The sequence below is a fragment of the Agrobacterium sp. LEGMi-208b genome, assembly GCF_059511785.1.
On the sequence record NZ_CM183445.1, the window covers coordinates 2,440,087 to 2,458,337 of the forward strand.

Genomic DNA, 18,251 nt, shown 5'->3' on the forward strand with positions numbered 1-18,251 from the left:
TTTCATGTTTTGTCCGGCCTGCGGAACAGCCGCGTCTGTTCAAATAGGCCCTCCAGCGCGTTCATGCGCTCCCTGGTTTCATCCCAGGTGCCGTTCTGCACCGCTTCGATCAGCGCTTCGACCACGAACAGCGTGACGACAGAGGAATCCCATGCCGAGGGAGCTTCGATCCTGACGCGGAAAGTGTGCAGCGCGTGGCGCGCCACCGGCGATGTCCATTGATCGGTGAAGAGAATGATCTGCACGCCGTCGGCCTTGGCCACCTTGGCCAGCGTCGTCATGTCGTGCTCGTAGCGGCGGATGTCGAAGATAACCAGAACGTCGCCGGCGCTCATATTCAGCATATATTGCGGCCACGCGCTGGAATTGGACGACATCAGCGTCGTCTTGGGCCGGATCACCTGCATATGGGTGAAGAAATATTCGGCAATCGCACCGGTGATCCGCCCGCCGACGAAATAGATGCTGCGCTTGCGGTCGGAAAGCAGCGCTGCGGCATTGTCGAAGACGGCGGTGTCGAGATCACCAAGCGTATCGCGCAGATTGCCGGTGATGGCATCGGCAAAGCGGTTGAGAATGTGCAGGCCGGGCGCGTTGGTTGCCCAGCGGTCATGTTTGGCGATGGGGCCGGAGATCGTCGCTTCCAGTTCCTGGTGCAGATGCGCCTGAAATTCCGGATAGCCCTTATAACCGAGCTTCTGCACCATGCGTGCCACCGTTGGGGTCGAAACGCCGGCGTTTTCCGCAATGGTGGTGATGCTGCCGAGGCCGGAGACGGGGTAGTTGCCGAGCAGGCTTTCCGCCAGCCGCCTTTCCGAACGGGTCAACGCGTCGTAATGGGCATGGATGACATCCGAGACGGTCGCCGTCGTGCTGCGCAAACTTTTCCCCTTCCGGTCTTCTGCCGGTGCATGGCTAAAATAAACATCTGTGCCAGCTATCGAGTCAATGGGAAAAATGAAGAGAAAATTTCAAAATTCCATTTGACACTCGCGATAATGTGAAGAATTCTTTTCGCCATTGACGGGGCGGCGGGGTTTCCGGGCGGGGTTCGTGCATGACGGTGCGGTCACGGTTTTTCACAGAAGCGGAAGGGCAGGCCGTCGGCATCGAGAATGCTGCGGCGAAGGGCGATGTCCTTCTCGTCTGCGAACATGCCTCCGCCACCATTCCGCAAAAATACGGAACATTGGGTCTTTCACCCGAAGTGCTTTCGAGCCATGCGGCCTGGGATCCGGGTGCTCTGGCCGTTGCCCGGCTGCTTTCGGAAAAGTTTGACGCCACGCTCGTTTATCAGCGGTTTTCACGCCTCGTCTATGATTGCAACCGGCCGCCCGAATCGCCTTCCGCCATGCCGGTGAAAAGCGAGATTTACGATATTCCCGGCAATTTCGATCTTAGCGAAGCGGAGCGGTTCGCCCGCACGTCGGCGCTTTATGTACCGTTTCACGATCGGGTGAGCGAGATCATCGCGGCGCGGCAGGCGGATGGCCGCAGGGTGGTGGTGGTGACCATCCACAGTTTCACGCCGGTTTATCACGGCCGGTTCCGAAAGGTTGAGATAGGCATCCTGCACGATAGCGACAGCCGCCTCGCGGATGCGATGCTGGCAGGCGCCGAAGGGGCCTCGCTCACGGTCAATCGCAACGATCCCTATGGCCCGGAAGACGGTGTGACGCATACGCTGCGGCTGCATGCGCTGCCGGACGGGCTTTTGAACGTCATGATCGAGATCCGCAACGATCTCATCACCAATGAAGGAGAACAGGCGGCAATCGCCGCTTTTCTCCACGAGCTTATGGGGAAGGCGCTCTCATCGATCGATGAGTGAGGGAGCTATGGCCGGCCGATGGTGAAAACACCGGGGCCGGCTGCCAAATGAGACTGCCGCCATTAAAAAAGCCGGCAAGGCGCGAAGCGGCAAGGGAACAGCAAGTGCGTGCGGCCAATCGCGGGAGATCTCCCGGGTGAAGCCAAAAACTGGGGCACAATCGGCCAATAACGGCTGACTGGCTTGTTTTTTTCTTATTCAGGAGAGAAGGGCATGGACAGTTCATCGTCAGGCGTCAGCTACAAGAAGGCTGATGCATCTTACTTCGAAAAACGCGGACTATCCCGTTATGCGGGCGTGTGGTCACTCTGGTCGCTCGGCGTCGGCGCGGTCATATCAGGGCATTTTTCCGGATGGAATTTCGGCTTTTCCACCGGCGGCTGGGGCGGCATGCTGGTGGCGGGCATCATCATCGCCATCATGTATCTCGGACTGACATTTTCCATCGCGGAAATGAGCCCGGCGCTTCCGCATACCGGTGCGGCCTATTCCTTCGCCCGCACGGCCATGGGTCCCTGGGGCGGCTTCATCACCGGGCTTTGCGAGAATGTCGAATATGTGCTGACGCCGGCGGTCGTCGTCACCTTCATCACCGCCTATGTGAACTCCATTCTCGGCCTTGATCCGGCCTATTCACCCTTCGTGTGGATAGCGTTTTACGCGATCTTTCTGGCGCTCAACGTCTTCGGGCTTGAGCTTTCCTTCAAGGTGACGCTGGTCATTACCTTGATTTCGCTTACCGTTCTGGTGTTCTTCTGGATCAGCGCCATTCCCAACATCGATTTTTCGCGTTTCGCGCTCAATATCGGTGTCGGACCTGACGGCAAGGCGGTGGAACTGCCAGAGGGCGGCGGTTCCTTCTTCCCCTTCGGCTTCTCGGGCGTTCTCGCCACGCTGCCGTTTGCGGTCTGGCTGTTCCTCGCCATCGAGCAGCTGCCGCTGGCGGCGGAAGAATCGGTCGATCCGAAACGCGACATGCCGAAGGGCATCATCCTCGGCATGGTGACGCTGATGGTTTCGGCTTTCATGATCGTGCTGCTCAACCCGTCCCTGCCGGGCGTCGGCGCGTTCCATCTCGGTTCCTCGCTGGAGCCGCTGCTTGATGGTTTCAAGGCGATCTACGGCGATGGCGGCGTGGTGCTGCTCGGTCTCGTTGCGCTTACCGGCCTGATCGCCAGCTTCCATACGATCCTCTATGCGCAGGGCCGGCAGATCTATTCGCTGTCGCGTGCGGGTTATTTCCCAACCGTGCTGTCGATTACCCATTCCAAATACCGCACGCCATACGTGGCCAATATTTCCGGCGCGATTGTCGGTCTTGCGGTCATGCTCGTCATCTGGTTCGCGCTGGGTGCGGAACAGGGCGGCAGCATCATCGGCAGCGTGCTTTTGAACATGGCGGTGTTCGGTGCGATGTTCTCCTACATCATGCAGGCGATTTCCTTCATCCTGCTGCGGAAGAACCTGCCGCATATCGAGCGGCCGTTCCGCTCGCCCTTCGGCATTCCGGGCGCGGTGCTGACGATCATCATCGCCATCATCACGCTGCTCTACCAGATCCAGGACCCGAACTTCACCAAGGGCGTGCTCTGGGTAGCGGTCTGGTTCGCCGTGGCGATCGCCTATTTCGCCTTTGTCGGACGCCACCGCCTCATCCTGTCGCCGGAAGAGGAATTCGCGCTGGAGCACAAGCAGGCTGCGGTTGCCGCAGCGGCTGCAAAGGCCTGATGCTTGAACAAACGGGCGGCCGCATTCCGGCCGCCCGGTCACGGCAATAAAGGGAACGGACAAAAATGACGAGCTACACATTCGACGCGCTTAAAATGGATGTCGCCGAGGGGCGCATCGACACGGTTCTGGCCTGCCTTGTCGACATGCAGGGGCGTCTGATGGGCAAACGGTTTCAGGCGGAATTCTTCGTTGAAAGCGCCTTTGAGGAAACCCATAGCTGTAATTACGTGCTTGCCACCGACATGGAGATGGAAACCGTTCCCGGCTACAAATCCTCCAGCTGGGAAAAGGGGTATGGCGACTATGTGCTGAAACCCGATCTTTCGACGCTGCGGCGCGTGCCGTGGCTGGAAGGCACGGCGCTGGTTTTGTGCGACGTGCTCGATCACCACACCCATGAAGAGGTGCCGCATTCGCCACGCGCACTGTTGAAAAAGCAGGTGGCGCGGCTGGAGGCCATGGGGCTGAAGGCCTATATGGCGACCGAGTTGGAATTCTTCCTGTTCGACCAGACCTTCGATGCGGCGCGCGCCAGCGGCTACAAAGGGCTGAACCTCGCCAGCGGTTACAACGAGGATTACCACATCTTCCAGACGACCAAGGAAGAGGATGTCATGCGGGCGCTGCGCAAGGGCCTGCAGGGCGCCGGCATTCCGGTCGAAAACTCCAAGGGTGAGGCGTCTCCGGGCCAGGCGGAAATCAATGTGCGTTATGCCGAGGCGCTGACCATGGCCGACCGGCACGCCATCATCAAAAACGCTACCAAGGAGATCGCCTGGTCCAAGGGCAAGGCGGTGACCTTCCTCGCCAAGTGGAACTATAATGCCGCCGGCAGTTCCTCGCATATTCACCAGTCGCTGTGGAGCGCCGATGGCAAGACACCGGCCTTCCTCGACAAGGACGCCAAGCACGGTATGTCGGAACTGATGCGGCACTATGTTGCCGGGCTTCTGGCCCATGCCAGCGAGATTACCTATTTTCTGGCGCCCTACATCAATTCCTACAAGCGGTTCATGGCCGGCACGTTTGCGCCCACCAAGGCGATCTGGAGCCTCGACAACCGCACGGCGGGATATCGTCTCTGCGGCGAAGGCACCAAGGGCATCCGCATCGAGTGCCGCGTCGGCGGGTCCGATCTCAATCCCTATCTCGCCATGGCGGCTTTGCTTGCGGCGGGCATTGACGGCATCGAAAATAAACTCGAACTTGAGCCCGCTTTTGTCGGCGATGCCTATGGCGGCAAGGACGTGCGCGAGATACCCAAGACCCTGCGTGACGCCACCGCGTTTCTGGACGGATCGACAATGCTGCGCAACGCCTTTGGCGACGATGTGATCGATCACTACGTCCATGCCGGACGGTGGGAACAGGAAGAATACGACCGCCGCGTGACCGACTGGGAAGTGGCGCGCGGTTTCGAACGGGCCTAATCATTACGGGAAAACATCATGACCATGATCCAGAATATCTCGCCCATCGATGGCTCGGTTTATGCCGAGCGGGAGGCGATGTCGCTGGAGGCGGCGCGGGCCGCCGTTTCGAAGGCGCGCAAGGCGCAAAAGGACTGGGCGCGGCGCCCGCTAGAGGACCGTGTTCAGCTGGTTCTGAAGGGTGTCGCGCGCCTCAATGAAATGGTGGCGGAGGTGGTGCCGGAACTGGCGCATATGATGGGCCGTCCGGTGCGTTATGGCGGCGAGTTTAGGGGATTCAACGAGCGCTCCAACTATGTCGCCTCCATTGCCGCCGATGCGCTGGCGCCGCTCGTTATCGAGGAAAGCGGCAATTTCGAACGCCGCATCGAGCGCGAGGCGCATGGCGTGGTCTTCGTCATCGCGCCGTGGAACTATCCCTATATGACGGCGATCAACACGGTCGCGCCCGCCTTGATGGCCGGCAATACGGTTGTCATCAAACATGCGGCGCAAACGCTTCTCGTCGGCGAACGTATGGTGCGGGCTTTCGTCGAGGCCGGCGTGCCCGAAGACGTCTTCATCAACGTTTTCCTCGACCATGGCACGACGTCGGCGCTGATTTCCGAAGGCCTGTTCAATTTCGTCAATTTCACCGGTTCGGTGGAAGGCGGCAGGGCCATCGAGCGCGCCGCTGCCGGCACCTTTACCGGTCTCGGGCTTGAGCTTGGCGGCAAGGATCCCGGTTATGTGATGGAGGATGCCGATCTCGACGGTGCCGTCGATACGCTGATGGACGGCGCGACCTATAATTCCGGCCAATGCTGCTGCGGTATCGAGCGCATCTACGTCAATGAAAACCTCTATGACGAATTCGTCGAGAAGTCGGTGGCGTGGGTGTCCAATTACAAGCTCGGCAATCCGCTGGAACAGGAAACGACGCTCGGACCGATGGCCAACAAGCGTTTCGCCAAGGTGGTGCGTGCGCAGATCGCTGACGCCGTTGCCAAGGGTGCGAAGGCACTGGTCGATCCGAAGCTGTTTCCCGCCGATGACGGCGAGAGCGCATATGTCGCGCCGCAGGTCCTCGTCAATGTCGATCATTCCATGGAGTTCATGACCGAAGAAACCTTCGGCCCGGCCCTTGGCATCATGAAAGTGAGGAATGACGACGAAGCCATCGCGCTGATGAATGACAGCAAATACGGTCTGACCGCCTCGCTCTGGACGCAGGATGCGGCCCGCGCGGGACGCATCGGCCGCGAGATCGAAACCGGCACCGTGTTCATGAACCGTGCGGATTATCTCGATCCCGCCCTTTGCTGGACCGGTGTCAAGGAGACAGGCCGAGGCGGCTCGCTCTCCGTCCTCGGTTTCCAGAACCTGACCCGACCGAAATCCTACCATCTGAAGAAAGTCACGAAATGAACATCGTCGCCAACTGGAGCTATCCCACCGCCGTCAAGCTTGGCCGTGGCCGGATCAAGGAACTGGCGGAAGCCTGCAAGACGCTCGGCATCAAGAAGCCGCTTCTCGTGACGGATCGCGGCCTTGCCAATATGGCGATCACCGCGCATGCGCTCGACGTGCTGGAAGAGGCGGGCCTCGGCCGGGCGATCTTTGCCGAGGTCGATCCGAACCCCAACGAAATCAACATGGAAGCGGGTGTTAAGGTCTATCGCGATGGCGGCCATGACGGTGTCGTGGCCTTCGGCGGCGGCTCGGGTCTCGATCTCGGCAAGACCATCGCCTTCATGGCCGGGCAGACGCGTCCGGTCTGGGATTTCGAGGATATCGGTGACTGGTGGACCCGGGCGGACGCTTCCAAGATCGCGCCGATCGTCGCCGTTCCGACAACCGCTGGTACGGGTTCGGAAGTCGGTCGTGCCAGCGTCATCACCAATTCGCAGACCCATGTGAAGAAGATCATCTTCCATCCGAAGCTCTTGCCGGGCGTCGTCATCTGCGATCCGGAACTCACGGTCGGCATGCCGAAGGTCATCACGGCGGGAACGGGCATGGATGCCTTCGCGCATTGCCTCGAGGCCTATTCGTCGCCGTTCTTCCATCCGATGAGCGCCGGCGTGGCGCTGGAGGGGTTGCGGCTGGTCAAGGAATTCCTGCCGCGCGCCTATAAGGACGGCACGGATATCGAAGCCCGCACCAACATGATGGCGGCGGCGGCGATGGGGGCGGTTGCCTTCCAGAAGGGTCTTGGCGCCATTCACTCGCTCTCGCATCCGATCGGCGCCGTCTACAACACCCATCACGGCATGACCAATGCCGTGGTCATGCCGGCGGTGCTGCGTTTCAACCGTCCCGCCATCGAAGACAAGATCGCCCGCGCGGCCGCCTATCTCGGCATTTCCGGCGGTTTCGACGGGTTTTATGACTATGTGCTGGAGCTTCGCAAGGAACTCGGTGTGCCGGAAAATCTGACCGCCATGGGCATCAAGCCTGATCGTATCGACGAGCTCGCGGCAGAAGCGATCAAGGATCCGAGCTGCGGCGGCAATCCGGTGCCGATGACGCTTGAGAATACCAGGAAGTTGTTCGAGGATTGCTTTTAAAGGGTAGGCAGAGTGACCGCTAGATTTTCACTTTTTTCGTCACTGGTCGCGGTGGCGTTGTTGGGTTTGCCTGTCGTTGCGCAGGCTGCTTCTTTTAAGGAACTTTCCGGGCAGGGCTATAAAGTTGGAGCCCTCTCGAGCAACAAGGCGGGTATTCGGGGCTGGAACCTGTCGAAAGGCTCCGACCGCTATTTTTGCGAGATGCGCGCGACCATGGCCTATTCCGGAAAAAATGGCATGGTGTCCTTTACCAGTGCCGGGCGCATGATTTCGCTTGATCGCAATACCGTTGAGAAGAGGCTGGGCGGTTCGCTGAATCTGCCCAAATATGAAGATCTCAAAGCCGGTCGGCTGCGAGCGGACGATGTGGGTTCCTGCCGCAAGCTGACGTAATCCACTGAACTGGAAGAAGCCCGCGTTACAAATCGCGGGCTTTCTGTTGCCCGGCATAACCGTTCTTAGCCATTTGTTAACCCTGTTCGTTAAGATTGTGGAAAGCACCATGAAGGCGTCGGTGCGTGAATGAGCATGAAACGGCTCTGACCAACAGGGGGTATCATGTCAGTCATCACTTTTGCCAATACCAAGGGCGGCGCCGGGAAAACCACGGCCGTGCTGCTTCTGGCAACCGAACTGGCCCGCAGCGGTCATCGCGTGACGGTTCTGGATGCCGATCCGCAATTGTGGATTTCCCGCTGGCACGACTTATCCGGCGAGATCGAAAATCTGTCGGTGATTTCGCATGTGACGATGGCTTCGCTCGAAGGCCATATTCGCGAGAACAGAACCAATACCGACTGTTTCATCATCGACCTGCCAGGCGCGAAAACGCCGCTTCTGACCATGGCGCTCGGTATCTCCGATCATGTTCTGATCCCGGTTCAGGGCTCGGCCATGGATGCGCGGGGTGCCGCCGAAGTGCTCGATCACATCGAGTTCCTGAACTGCAGGATGGGCAAGGCGATCGCCCACTCCATCGTGCTGACGCGGGTGAACGCCATGGTGGCGACGCGTTCGCTGCTGCTCGTCAAGATGCTGCTCGCCGAAAAGAACGTCTCCGTGCTCAACACGGCGATTGTCGAGCGGGCGGCCTATCGTGATATTTTCGATTATGGCGGCACGCTCCTCTGTCTCGATAAGGACAAGGTCAGCAATACCGACAAGGCCGTGGAGAATGCGCAAGCTTTCGCCGCTGAGGTTGCTGCGCTTATGCCGAAACGCCTGTCGCGGCTCGGAACGCAGCCCGGACGTCTTTTCACCCGCAAGGCAGCCTGAGCCTTTGCTTCGGCTGACCGTAGATTCTTGCGGCGTCGTCGCCAGATTTCCTGGATGAATTTCCCTGCAAATGATTGTCGGGGAGGGCGCGTCATCAGGCCCTTCCCATTGCCTCGTCATGGTGTGAGTTTTTCCACTTGATTTGGAAATGATCGTTTCCTATATTGCAGCCATGACCAATACGACCCGCACCCATGCCCAGGAACAGCGCCATCGCGGCCGGCCGCGCGAGTTCGATCTCGATCGTGCGCTTGACGGCGCGATCCGTGTTTTTTCCCGGCGCGGTTACCACGCCACCTCTGTCGGTGATCTCACCGATGCGATGGAGCTGGCGCAGGGCAGTCTCTACAAGGCCTTCAAGGACAAGAAAGCCATCTTCATCGCCACGATGGAGCGCTACAGGATCGTGCAGACCGAACGTTTCGAGGCGGCGGTGGCCGGTGGCGAGACCGGTTATGAGCGTCTGAGAGCGGGCCTCATGTTTTATGCCGAACGATCCCACGGCGGTGTGGGCTCGGATGGGTGTCTGGTGGTGGGTGCGGCTGCCGATCTGGCCGCCCTGGATGACGACATTGCCGTCGTAGTCGAGCGGGCCGTGAAGGCGAGGGAACGGATTGTCGCCCGTCTCATCACCGAAGGGCAGAAGGATGGTTCAGTGCGTTCGAAAGCCGACCCGGATGATCTCGCTAGAGCGATGCTGTGCATGATGTACGGCATGCGCGTGGTGGGAAAAACCGGGCGCAGCTTCAAGGACATGGTGACCGTGGTGGATATCGCCATGAAGCTTGCCGATTGATTTTGTGACTATTTAGGAAACATTCGTTTCCATATTGGAGAAAATGATGACGACGCGTGTAATTGACGGGGATGATGTCGAGACAACATCCATTTCCCCGGCACTGACCTTTTTGCTGGCGACAGCCTGCGGGCTGATCGCAGCCAATCTTTATTATGGCCAGCCGCTTGCCGGCATTATCGGCGCGGAACTCGGTCTTTCCGCCGGCGCGACCGGCCTGATCGTGACGCTGACGCAGATCGGTTATGGTATCGGCCTGCTGTTCGTCGTGCCGCTCGGTGATCTCATTGAAAACCGCAAGCTGGTGGTCAGTTCGGTCTCCATGGCGGTGTTGTCGCTCGCCGCCGCGGCGTTTGCACCGCATGCGGCGCCGTTCCTGATTGCCGCCTTTCTGGTCGGCGTCAGTTCCGTTGCGGTGCAGGTCATCGTTCCCTATGCCGCGCACATGGCGCCGCATGCCATTCGCGGGCGCGTGGTCGGCAATGTCATGAGCGGGCTGATGGCCGGCATCATGCTGGCGCGGCCGGTTTCCAGCCTGCTGTCGGAAGTGGTTTCCTGGCGCGGCGTCTTTCTGACGTCGGCGGCGGTCATGGCCCTTCTTGCCGTGGTGCTTTTCCGGCTTCTGCCAGTCCGCATGCCCGAAGCACGGCTGAGCTATGGCGCGTTGATGGCCTCGATGGGCAGGCTTGCCCTGCACACGCCGATCCTGCGGCGGCGGGCGATCTACCACGCTTTCCTCTTTGCCGCCTTCAGCCTGTTCTGGACCACGACGCCGCTCTATCTGAGCGGGCCGCATTTTAATCTCAGCCAGGGCGAGATCGCGCTCTTCGCCCTTGCCGGCGCGGCCGGCACCGTGGCGGCACCGATTGCCGGGCGGATGGCCGATCGCGGCTGGACGCGTGTCGCCACCCTCTTTGCACTGGTGGCGGTGGCGCTCTCCTTCGCCGTCACGCATCTGGCGCCTGAAGGCTCACATCTGGCGCTCGCCATTCTGGTCGTCGCAGCCATCGTTCTGGATTTCGGCGTCACCACCAATCTGGTGCTCGGCCAGCGCGCGATCTTCACGCTCGGGGCGGAATTCCGCAGCCGTCTGAACGGCATCTATATGGCGACGTTCTTCATGGGCGGCGCCATCGGCTCCGCCGTGGGCGGCTGGGCCTATGCGGTCGGTGAATGGAGCGCCGCTTCGTGGATCGGTTTTGCGTTGCCGGTGGCGGCGCTGTTCTATTTCCTCACGGAAAAGCGCGGATAAAGCCCATCAACGAAAAAGCCCGGCGGACCGCAATCCGCCGGGCTCTTCCTTTTCTTGCCGTCGATTATTCCGCGAATTCGACCACAACGCCCGGACGGACCATCTTCGCCAGTTCCGTCGCATCCCAGTTGGTCAGGCGGATACAGCCGTGGCTGTTGGTCTTGCCGATCTTGGACGGTTCCGGCGTGCCGTGAATGCCGTAGGTCGGCTTCGACAGGGCGATCCAGACCGTACCGACGGGGCCGTTCGGGCCCGGTGGGATCTGCAGGATCTTGTCGTTCTGACCCTGCTTGAAGTTGATCTTTGGATTATAGGTATAGCCGGGATTGAGCGCGATGCGCTCGACCGTGTGCGTGCCGCTTGGCGAAGGTGTATCCGTGGAGCCGATGGTGGCGGGATAGGCGGCGATCAGATTGCCGTCCTGACCGTAAGCGAAGACCTGCTTGATGCCCTTATGCGCGACGATGCGGGCTACCTGTCCCTTTTTCGTCTCGCCCGGATTGACGACCTTGATGATGGTGCCGGGCACGGAGAAATCGATGCCGGGGTTCAGTTCCTTCAGATAGTTCTCGTCCATGTGGAAGCGTTCGGCGAGCGCTTCCGAAGTCGAGGTAAAGGAGAGCGCGGGCAGCTGCGATTTCTCGGCATAATCGTCCGGGATGGAGGCGACATAGGGGCCGGCGGCGTCGGCGGCGGTAATGGTGTAGTCGACAATAGGCATGCCGCCGGAGGCGCGCAGCCGCTCCAGAATGTCATCGGAATTGTTGGGGTCGAGCTTTTCGCCGGTCATGTCCTGCCAGGCGGCAATCGCCTTGTTGACGTTGTCGCCCATCTTGCCGTCGATGACGCCGGGCGAGATGCCCTCGCGGTCGAGGAAGGTCTGGAGCGCGACGATCTCCTGCCGGGAGCGGTTGACCGGCGTCGTCACCGGCGTATGCCGCTCGATCAGGTGGTCCGGCTGCGGAACGGCGGCCGTGGTGGTTTCGCCGGGCATCGGCTGGCCGAGCGGCCCGCTTTCCACCGCGCCGGGTGCGGGAACGGAACCGGTATAGAAATTCTCGTCGGAACCGTCGCCGCGATATTCGCGGTAATCGCGCACGCTGCCATTGTCCTGGTAGCCATAGTCGCGCTGCGGCTCACGGTACTGGCCGCCGGGGGCGGGCGGATAATAGGTGGTGTCGCGCTGCTGGCGCGCCTGCTGCCGTTGCTGCTGGTAACCGGAGGGCATTTCGGTGGCAAGCAGGTTGCCGTACTGGTCGTAAAACACCGTGCGTCCCATCGCATCGCGGCTGATGACGATATCGCCGCGCTCCGGCATGAAATCGAGCACGCGACCGTCCGGCGTGACCAGCATCGTCTGCTGATCGCCATAACGCTGCTGCGCGCCAGCCTGTAGCGGGGCGAAAACCGACGCCAGCGCGACCGTCAGACCCAGAGCTGCGTTAAGAAACTGTTTCACGATTCTGCTATCCCTTGCTTGTTCACCGATAAACACACCGCAATCTTGACCCTATTGTGAAAAAGGTGAATTCGCGGTTAATGCAATCTTAATTTCCGTCACGACTAGTAGCGTTTCCGTGATTCATGCGTTTTTACTGCCACAGGGAGGTTGTCTTGCGTTCGTTTCAGGCCGGCAGATCGCCACGCATTTTCCTCGATGAAACCTCCGTTTTCGATATTGGCGCCTGCGTCGTCGATGGCGTCGACATCGCGCCCGGCCGCGCCATTCCCGACGATGGCGATGTGCGCATCGATCATTCGCTGGAAGGCTTTCTCTTCACCTGCGGTCCCGATCATATCCGTCATCCGGAGCCGATCGATGGTGATCGCGAGGGGCGCCGGTATCCCTTGCATGGCTCCTTCTCCTCACATCCCGCGACCATCATCGCCTTCGACGTTCATGAGACCAATGCGCTGGCGCGCGTCGGGGTTCCCGTGAAGCTTGCCGATGGTGGCGCAGCGCTTCTGGAACGGACATGGCGTATCGATGGTGAAAGCGGTGAAGTCAGTCTCGATGACAGGATCGTCAACATGTCGGGGCGGCCGATCCCGGTCTTTCTGATGTATCATATGAATATCGGTGCCCGCCTGTTTGACGATGCCGTGCGGCTTGAAGGCGCGATGCTGGATGGTGGCGGCCATGGCTGGCGGTTTGGCGAGGAGCCGGGCAATGTCTTCTGCGTTCCCGCCGGCAATGATGAATGGGCGGAATTGAAGCTTGGCCCGATTGCCGCCATCGGCGGAAAGACACTGACCGTCGGTTTTCGCACCGAGACCTTGCCCTATCTGCAGATGTGGCGGAACCAGCAGGACCCCGCCAATGTGCTCGGCATCGAACCGGTTTCGCATCGTTGGGTGGGGCGGAGCGAGCTTGAGGCGGCCGGCGAGTTCAATATTCTCCAGCCGGGCGAAAGCCGTTCCTTCGGCCTGCGCTTTTCCATCCTCTGAGCCGTACCGAATGAAGATGTCCCGTCATTGACGCAGGGGTTTTGACCGCTTACATCGGATGCGGATTTCACGGATGACAGCCAGCGGCGCGGACGCCGGTTTCAGCGGAGGCATGACATGGATATCAGGCGCATAGACGACGAATATTCGGTAACGGGTCAGATCAGCGTCGCCGATCTGGATGAGGTGAAGGCACTCGGCTTCAAGTCGATCGTCTGCCACCGCCCTGACGGCGAAGAAGACGGCCAGCCACTTTTCGCCGATATTGCCGAGCGTGCCGAGCAGCTCGGGCTTACCATCATGCATGTGCCGGTCGGCCGTTATGGCGTCGATGCCGATGCCGTTGCCGGCATGGTGGATGCGCTGGACGAATTGCAGCGCCCGATGCTCGGTTATTGCCGTTCCGGCGCGCGCTCCACGGCGATCTACGAAAAGACCCATCACCTGCGCGGCTGATTTTCCGCGCATCTTCGATTTTTAATGCCAATCAACAGGAGTTTTCCATGACCATCAAGCGTATCGAGCCCGGCAAGCGCATGAGCGGCGCCGTCGTTCACGGCAACACCGTTTATCTGGCCGGCCAGGTTGGCGAAGGTACCAGCGTGACGGAACAGAGCAAGTCGGCTCTCGCTGAAGTCGAGCGCCTGCTGACTGCTGCCGGTTCCGACAAGTCGAAGATCCTGCAGACCATCATCTACCTCTCCGACATGTCCACCTTCGGCGAAATGAACGCCGTCTGGGAAGGCTGGATCGACCCGGCAAACCCGCCGGCCCGCGCCACCAGCGAAGCAGCGCTGGCAACGCCGGACTACAAGGTTGAATTCATCGTGACCGCTGCTCTCTGAGCAATGGACTGATTTATGAGAAAGGCCGGGTCGCGGAAGCGGCCCGGCCTTTTTTTGATGGGACAATCAAAACCTTCGTTTCGTCATGCTCGGGCTTGTCCCGAGTATCCAATCACGTATCGCAAATTGATAGGTGGCAGATGCTCGGGACAAGCCCGAGCATGACGGAGGCGAGGCGATTGTCCCAGATTTGCGAATCGCTTGACCCTTTCACTTCAAAAGCTGGGCAAGGCCTTCTCAAACTGCTTCAACGTCATCACCCGTTCCGCAAACCACAGCCGCGCCAGATCGCTTGCCGAAGCGAGATCGATGCCATCAGGGTCGATGGAGGTGATCGTCCAGCGGCCGGTCTTTGCGCCGGACAGAACGGCCAGCCGGGCCGCTTCGCCCTTGATGGCGTTGAGCCGGGTCGATTCGCTTTCCGCCGTCGCCATCAATTCGTCTGCGCCGGAAAGGTCGGTGCGCAGATCGGCCGGGATGATGTTGCTGGCATTGCGGGCCGGGCCGCCATTGATCTGCACGCCTTCCGTCCGCAGCCGGTAAAGCCTCGTGTCGGGAAGGGAGAGATAAAGTTTCGCCTTGGGGTAACGGGCGATGTAGCGCTGCCGCGCAAGCGGCACTTCATCCGGATTGATCTGTTCCGCCTTGCCCACCAGCGTCAGCCGCGGCAGCGTCAGCGCGTCACCCTTGCCGAAAGGAGCGAGCGTCAGCGAGATGCGCGGGTCGGCCTCCATGTTGCGGGCGTGCAGCGTCAGCCCGGCTGCGAAGAAGAACGGTGTGCCATCCGGCTCGATGCCGATATTGGTGGCGGTCGTATAGGGATAACCGCTGACGGGATCGAGCGTGGCGAGCGCTGCCGTGCGGGATGTGTGCAGCACATCGCGGGCCACGCGCACGGCCTCGAAGGGCGCGCCGGCCGAGGGCTCGATCTTCGCGCTGCGTGGAGTGATGACGGGAGGGGCAACATCCGGCATGTCGTTTCCTGATCCAAGGCTGCTGAGAGAAGTGTGGAACCTCTCTGTTCGTCATGCTCGGGCCTGTCCCGAGCATCTGCAACCGATGAATTTTACGATACGTGATTGGATCCTCGTGACAGGCCCGAGGATGACTGGAGCGTCAGGATTTACACCATGCCGGAGCCGTGTCCACCACCAATATCGGCGGCAATGTCAGGCCCGGGTTCTGATCTGCGTCAGCGTGCGCGTCGGCGTGATTGCTTCCGCATCCAGCTTTACCTCGATGATGGCCGGTTTACCGCTTTCACGCGCCCGCTCGAAGGCGGCGGCGAAGTCTTCCGTTCTTTCCACCGTTTCGCCGTGGCCGCCATAGGCCTTTGCAAAAGCGTTGAAATCCGGATTGACGAGATCGGTGCCGCTGACACGGCCGGGATATTCCCGCTCCTGATGCATGCGGATCGTGCCATAGGTGCCGTTATTGACCAGCACGGTGATGATCGGCAGGCCATAACGCACGGCGGTGATGAATTCCTGCCCGTGCATCATGAAGCAGCCGTCACCGGCAAAGCAGATCACTTCCCGCTCCGGGAACAGATGTTTGGCAGCCACCGCTGCCGGCAGGCCATAACCCATTGAGCCGGATGTCGGAGCCGATTGGGTGTTGTAACGGCGGAAACGGTGGAAGCGGTGCAGCCAGGTGGCATAGTTGCCGGCGCCATTGGTGAAGATCGCATCCTCAGGCACATTGGCTTCGATCCAGTCCATGATCGGACCCATCTGCACCGCGCCGGGGCCGCTCTGCGGCGGCGTCGACCAGGTGAGGTAAGCTGCATGCATGGCGGCGGTGCGCTCCGCCCATGCGGCGCTGTCGGAAAGCGTGGCGGAGGAGAGGGCGGCAACGAAATCGTCCGGGGCGGCGCAGATCGCCAGATCGGGACGGTAAACGCGGCCAAGCTCTTCCGCTTCCGGATAGATATGGACGAGTTTCTGCGACGGGTAGGGGATGTCGAGCAGCGTATAACCGGAGGAGGGCATTTCGGAGAGGCGGCCGCCGAGGAGGACCACGAGGTCTGATTCCTTGATCTCCTTGGCCAGCGCCGGGTTGATGCCGATGCCGACATCGCCCGCATAGGAGGGGCTCAGATGATCGAACAGCATCTGGCGGCGGAAGGAACAGCCGACGGGCAGCTTGTGGTTTTCGGCAAATGCCCGGAAGGTTGCGACGCTCTCCTCCGACCAGCGCGTGCCGCCGATGATGAAGATGGGCCGTTTCGCTTCGCCCAGCATTTTGGCGAAGGCCGCGATCTGGGATGGGCCGGGATGCGCTTCGACGGGCGTGTAGGGCTTTGCCTCGGGCGCTTCGACCTCTTCTACCAGCATGTCTTCGGGCAGCGTCAGCACCACCGGGCCGGGGCGGCCGGAGGTGGCGACGGCAAAGGCGCGGGTGACGAATTCGGGGATACGGCGTGCATCGTCGATCTCGCCCACCCATTTGGCGAATTCGGTGAAGGCACGACGATATTCGACCTCCTGAAAGGCCTCACGCTCGCGGGCCTCGCGCTGCACCTGGCCGATGAACAGGATCATCGGAATGGAATCCTGCCTTGCGATGTGCAGGCCGGCTGAGGCATTTGTCGCGCCCGGACCACGGGTCACCATGCAGATGCCGGGTTCGCCGGTCAGCCGGCCCCAGGTGTCGGCCATCATGGCGGCGCCGCCTTCCTGGCGGCAGACGACCGTTTCGATGCCGCTTTCATATAGCGCATCCAAAACGGCCAGATAGCTTTCGCCGGGAACGCAGGAAACACGGGAGACGCCATTGGCCTTCAGCGCTTCGACGATCAACTGTCCGCCTGTTCTTTTCATTCCGGCTGCAGTCATGGCGTGGTGGTCCTTTCGATGTTTTCCAGTTCGGCCAGCACCTGCGCCTGATGTTCGCCGAGCTTCGGGCTCGGGCGCTCATAACGCAGCGGCGTCTGTGACATGATAATGGGTGTCCGCACACCGGGGATGACGGTGCCGTCTTCCGCCTCCAGATCGACGCGGAGGCCGCGCGCCTTCACCTGCGGATCTGCGAACATTTCCTCGATGGAATTGATCGGTCCGGCCGGCACGGCATTCTTTTCACAGGCGGTCAGGAGATCGCCCTTCTGCCATTTCAGCGTTTCAGTGGAAACGATCCGCCGCACGTCCGCTTTGTGGGCCACGCGGGCCTTGTTCGTCGCGTAACGTTCGTCGTCGGCAATCGCGCCTATGCCGAGAATGGTGCAGAGACGGCGGAACTGGCCGTCATTGCCGACCGCGAGGATCAGGAAGCCATCGGCCGTCGGCACCACCTCATAGGGCGAAATATTCGGGTGGGCATTGCCGAGCCTGACCGGCGGCCTGCCGGAAATCAGGTAATTCATGTTCTGGTTGGCCAGCACGGCCGATTGCACATCGAGAAGCGCCATATCGATATGCTGGCCCTCGCCGGTGCGGATGGCATGGATCAGGGCCGCCTGAATGGCCGATACGGAATAGATGCCGGTGAAGATATCGGCCACCGCCACGCCGGCCTTCATCGGCTGGCCATCCGCTTCGCCCGTGATCGACATGAAGCCGGACATGCCCTGAACGATATAGTCATATCCGGCGAGATCGGCATAAGGCCCGGTCTGGCCGAAGCCGGTGATGGAGCAATAGATCAGCTTCGGATTGAGCGCCTTCAGGCTCTCGTAATCGAGGCCATATTTGGCAAGCCCGCCACGCTTGAAATTCTCGATGACGACATCGGCGGTGCGCACCAGCCGGCGCACCAGCTCGCAGCCCTCGGGCGTCTTCAAATCGGCAACGATGGAGCGTTTGCCGCGATTGGTGGCGTGGTAATAGGCGGCGGAAAGGTTTTCGCCATCCGCACCTTCAACGAAGGGCGGTCCCCATGCGCGGGTATCGTCGCCACCCTCGGGGTTTTCCACCTTGATGACGTCAGCGCCCATATCGGCCAACATCTGCCCCGCCCAGGGGCCGGCCAGAACACGCGCCAGCTCGATGACGCGAATGCCTGAGAGCGGCGGTTTCCTGTTCGGCATGTCGGTCATCTGTCCCCCGGTGTTTTTCTCTTGCCGGTTTATAGACCGCTGCTTGCCCCGTCGCATG

Annotated in this window: 17 protein-coding genes; 12 read left to right on the forward strand and 5 right to left on the reverse strand. The window is 60.6% G+C overall.

What is annotated here, in order from left to right; genetic code table 11:
• Positions 1-2: 2 nt before the first annotated feature.
• On the reverse strand, positions 3-881 hold the full coding sequence (locus AC5YUO_RS11795) for a MurR/RpiR family transcriptional regulator (protein ID WP_496153426.1): 879 nt from the start codon (positions 879-881) through the stop codon (positions 3-5).
• Positions 882-1,057: 176 nt separating this feature from the next.
• Between AC5YUO_RS11795 and AC5YUO_RS11800 the strand changes: the two genes are divergently transcribed.
• From AC5YUO_RS11800 to AC5YUO_RS11840, 9 genes are all read left to right on the forward strand, one after another.
• Positions 1,058-1,831, forward strand: a complete 774-nt coding sequence (locus tag AC5YUO_RS11800; RefSeq protein ID WP_496153427.1) for an N-formylglutamate amidohydrolase — start codon at positions 1,058-1,060, stop codon at positions 1,829-1,831.
• 213 nt (positions 1,832-2,044) lie between these two features.
• A complete protein-coding gene (locus AC5YUO_RS11805) occupies positions 2,045-3,559 on the forward strand; it encodes an amino acid permease (RefSeq protein ID WP_496153428.1) in 1,515 nt (504 codons plus the stop codon).
• A gap of 65 nt (positions 3,560-3,624) precedes the next feature.
• The gene (locus tag AC5YUO_RS11810) at positions 3,625-4,992 is read left to right on the forward strand and encodes a glutamine synthetase family protein (protein ID WP_496153429.1); all 1,368 of its coding nucleotides are present in this window, start codon (positions 3,625-3,627) and stop codon (positions 4,990-4,992) included.
• A gap of 18 nt (positions 4,993-5,010) precedes the next feature.
• Complete coding sequence (locus AC5YUO_RS11815; protein ID WP_496153430.1) at positions 5,011-6,399, forward strand: aldehyde dehydrogenase family protein; 1,389 nt, start codon at positions 5,011-5,013, stop codon at positions 6,397-6,399.
• Entirely contained in the window at positions 6,396-7,541 is a 1,146-nt protein-coding gene (locus AC5YUO_RS11820) for an iron-containing alcohol dehydrogenase (RefSeq protein WP_496153431.1), read from the forward strand. Before AC5YUO_RS11815 ends, AC5YUO_RS11820 begins: the two co-directional genes overlap by 4 nt.
• Before the next feature lie 12 nt (positions 7,542-7,553).
• Positions 7,554-7,934 (forward strand): hypothetical protein, encoded by a 381-nt coding sequence (locus AC5YUO_RS11825; RefSeq protein ID WP_496153432.1) that lies wholly within the window; start codon positions 7,554-7,556, stop codon positions 7,932-7,934.
• A 165-nt stretch (positions 7,935-8,099) separates the two neighbouring features.
• Positions 8,100-8,816, forward strand: a complete 717-nt coding sequence (locus tag AC5YUO_RS11830; RefSeq protein WP_496153433.1) for a ParA family protein — start codon at positions 8,100-8,102, stop codon at positions 8,814-8,816.
• Positions 8,817-8,964: 148 nt separating this feature from the next.
• Positions 8,965-9,612 carry a TetR/AcrR family transcriptional regulator gene (locus AC5YUO_RS11835; RefSeq protein ID WP_496153434.1) on the forward strand — a complete coding sequence of 216 codons (648 nt, stop codon included), beginning with the start codon at positions 8,965-8,967 and terminating at the stop codon, positions 9,610-9,612.
• Between the two features lie 46 nt (positions 9,613-9,658).
• Positions 9,659-10,864 carry an MFS transporter gene (locus AC5YUO_RS11840; protein WP_496153435.1) on the forward strand — a complete coding sequence of 402 codons (1,206 nt, stop codon included), beginning with the start codon at positions 9,659-9,661 and terminating at the stop codon, positions 10,862-10,864.
• A gap of 64 nt (positions 10,865-10,928) precedes the next feature.
• Here AC5YUO_RS11840 and AC5YUO_RS11845 read toward each other — a convergent pair whose 3' ends face one another.
• Positions 10,929-12,323 (reverse strand): L,D-transpeptidase family protein, encoded by a 1,395-nt coding sequence (locus AC5YUO_RS11845; RefSeq protein WP_496153436.1) that lies wholly within the window; start codon positions 12,321-12,323, stop codon positions 10,929-10,931.
• 155 nt (positions 12,324-12,478) lie between these two features.
• Here AC5YUO_RS11845 and AC5YUO_RS11850 point away from each other — a divergent pair, with 155 nt between their 5' ends.
• From AC5YUO_RS11850 to AC5YUO_RS11860, 3 genes are all read left to right on the forward strand, one after another.
• Positions 12,479-13,312, forward strand: a complete 834-nt coding sequence (locus AC5YUO_RS11850; RefSeq protein ID WP_496153437.1) for an aldose 1-epimerase family protein — start codon at positions 12,479-12,481, stop codon at positions 13,310-13,312.
• Between the two features lie 117 nt (positions 13,313-13,429).
• Positions 13,430-13,768: a protein tyrosine phosphatase family protein gene (locus AC5YUO_RS11855; RefSeq protein WP_046798035.1), complete on the forward strand. Its 339-nt coding sequence runs from the start codon at positions 13,430-13,432 to the stop codon at positions 13,766-13,768.
• 47 nt (positions 13,769-13,815) lie between these two features.
• Positions 13,816-14,157 (forward strand): RidA family protein, encoded by a 342-nt coding sequence (locus AC5YUO_RS11860; RefSeq protein WP_400813277.1) that lies wholly within the window; start codon positions 13,816-13,818, stop codon positions 14,155-14,157.
• 215 nt (positions 14,158-14,372) lie between these two features.
• Here the strand turns inward: AC5YUO_RS11860 and AC5YUO_RS11865 are convergent, their stop codons facing one another.
• The 3 genes from AC5YUO_RS11865 to caiB all read right to left on the reverse strand — a co-directional run bounded on the left by AC5YUO_RS11865 (position 14,373) and on the right by caiB (position 18,193).
• Positions 14,373-15,131 carry a HugZ family pyridoxamine 5'-phosphate oxidase gene (locus tag AC5YUO_RS11865; RefSeq protein ID WP_496153438.1) on the reverse strand — a complete coding sequence of 253 codons (759 nt, stop codon included), beginning with the start codon at positions 15,129-15,131 and terminating at the stop codon, positions 14,373-14,375.
• 195 nt (positions 15,132-15,326) lie between these two features.
• Positions 15,327-16,994 carry a thiamine pyrophosphate-binding protein gene (locus AC5YUO_RS11870; protein ID WP_496153439.1) on the reverse strand — a complete coding sequence of 556 codons (1,668 nt, stop codon included), beginning with the start codon at positions 16,992-16,994 and terminating at the stop codon, positions 15,327-15,329.
• Positions 16,991-18,193 (reverse strand): succinate--glutarate CoA-transferase, encoded by a 1,203-nt coding sequence (caiB, locus tag AC5YUO_RS11875; protein ID WP_496153440.1) that lies wholly within the window; start codon positions 18,191-18,193, stop codon positions 16,991-16,993. The genes AC5YUO_RS11870 and caiB overlap by 4 nt, the downstream gene beginning before the upstream one ends.
• Between the last annotated feature and the right edge of the window lie 58 nt (positions 18,194-18,251).

Bases quoted from the DNA above. Each gene is read 5' to 3' on its own strand.
- AC5YUO_RS11800 (WP_496153427.1), top strand. From the start codon at position 1,058: ATGACGGTGCGGTCACGGTTTTTCACAGAAGCGGAAGGGCAGGCCGTC.
- AC5YUO_RS11805 (WP_496153428.1), top strand. From the start codon at position 2,045: ATGGACAGTTCATCGTCAGGCGTCAGCTACAAGAAGGCTGATGCATCT.
- AC5YUO_RS11810 (WP_496153429.1), top strand. From the start codon at position 3,625: ATGACGAGCTACACATTCGACGCGCTTAAAATGGATGTCGCCGAGGGG.
- AC5YUO_RS11815 (WP_496153430.1), top strand. From the start codon at position 5,011: ATGACCATGATCCAGAATATCTCGCCCATCGATGGCTCGGTTTATGCC.
- AC5YUO_RS11820 (WP_496153431.1), top strand. From the start codon at position 6,396: ATGAACATCGTCGCCAACTGGAGCTATCCCACCGCCGTCAAGCTTGGC.
- AC5YUO_RS11830 (WP_496153433.1), top strand. From the start codon at position 8,100: ATGTCAGTCATCACTTTTGCCAATACCAAGGGCGGCGCCGGGAAAACC.
- AC5YUO_RS11835 (WP_496153434.1), top strand. From the start codon at position 8,965: ATGATCGTTTCCTATATTGCAGCCATGACCAATACGACCCGCACCCAT.
- AC5YUO_RS11840 (WP_496153435.1), top strand. From the start codon at position 9,659: ATGACGACGCGTGTAATTGACGGGGATGATGTCGAGACAACATCCATT.
- AC5YUO_RS11855 (WP_046798035.1), top strand. From the start codon at position 13,430: ATGGATATCAGGCGCATAGACGACGAATATTCGGTAACGGGTCAGATC.
- AC5YUO_RS11860 (WP_400813277.1), top strand. From the start codon at position 13,816: ATGACCATCAAGCGTATCGAGCCCGGCAAGCGCATGAGCGGCGCCGTC.
- AC5YUO_RS11865 (WP_496153438.1), bottom strand. From the start codon at position 15,131: ATGCCGGATGTTGCCCCTCCCGTCATCACTCCACGCAGCGCGAAGATC.
- AC5YUO_RS11870 (WP_496153439.1), bottom strand. From the start codon at position 16,994: ATGACTGCAGCCGGAATGAAAAGAACAGGCGGACAGTTGATCGTCGAA.
- caiB (WP_496153440.1), bottom strand. From the start codon at position 18,193: ATGACCGACATGCCGAACAGGAAACCGCCGCTCTCAGGCATTCGCGTC.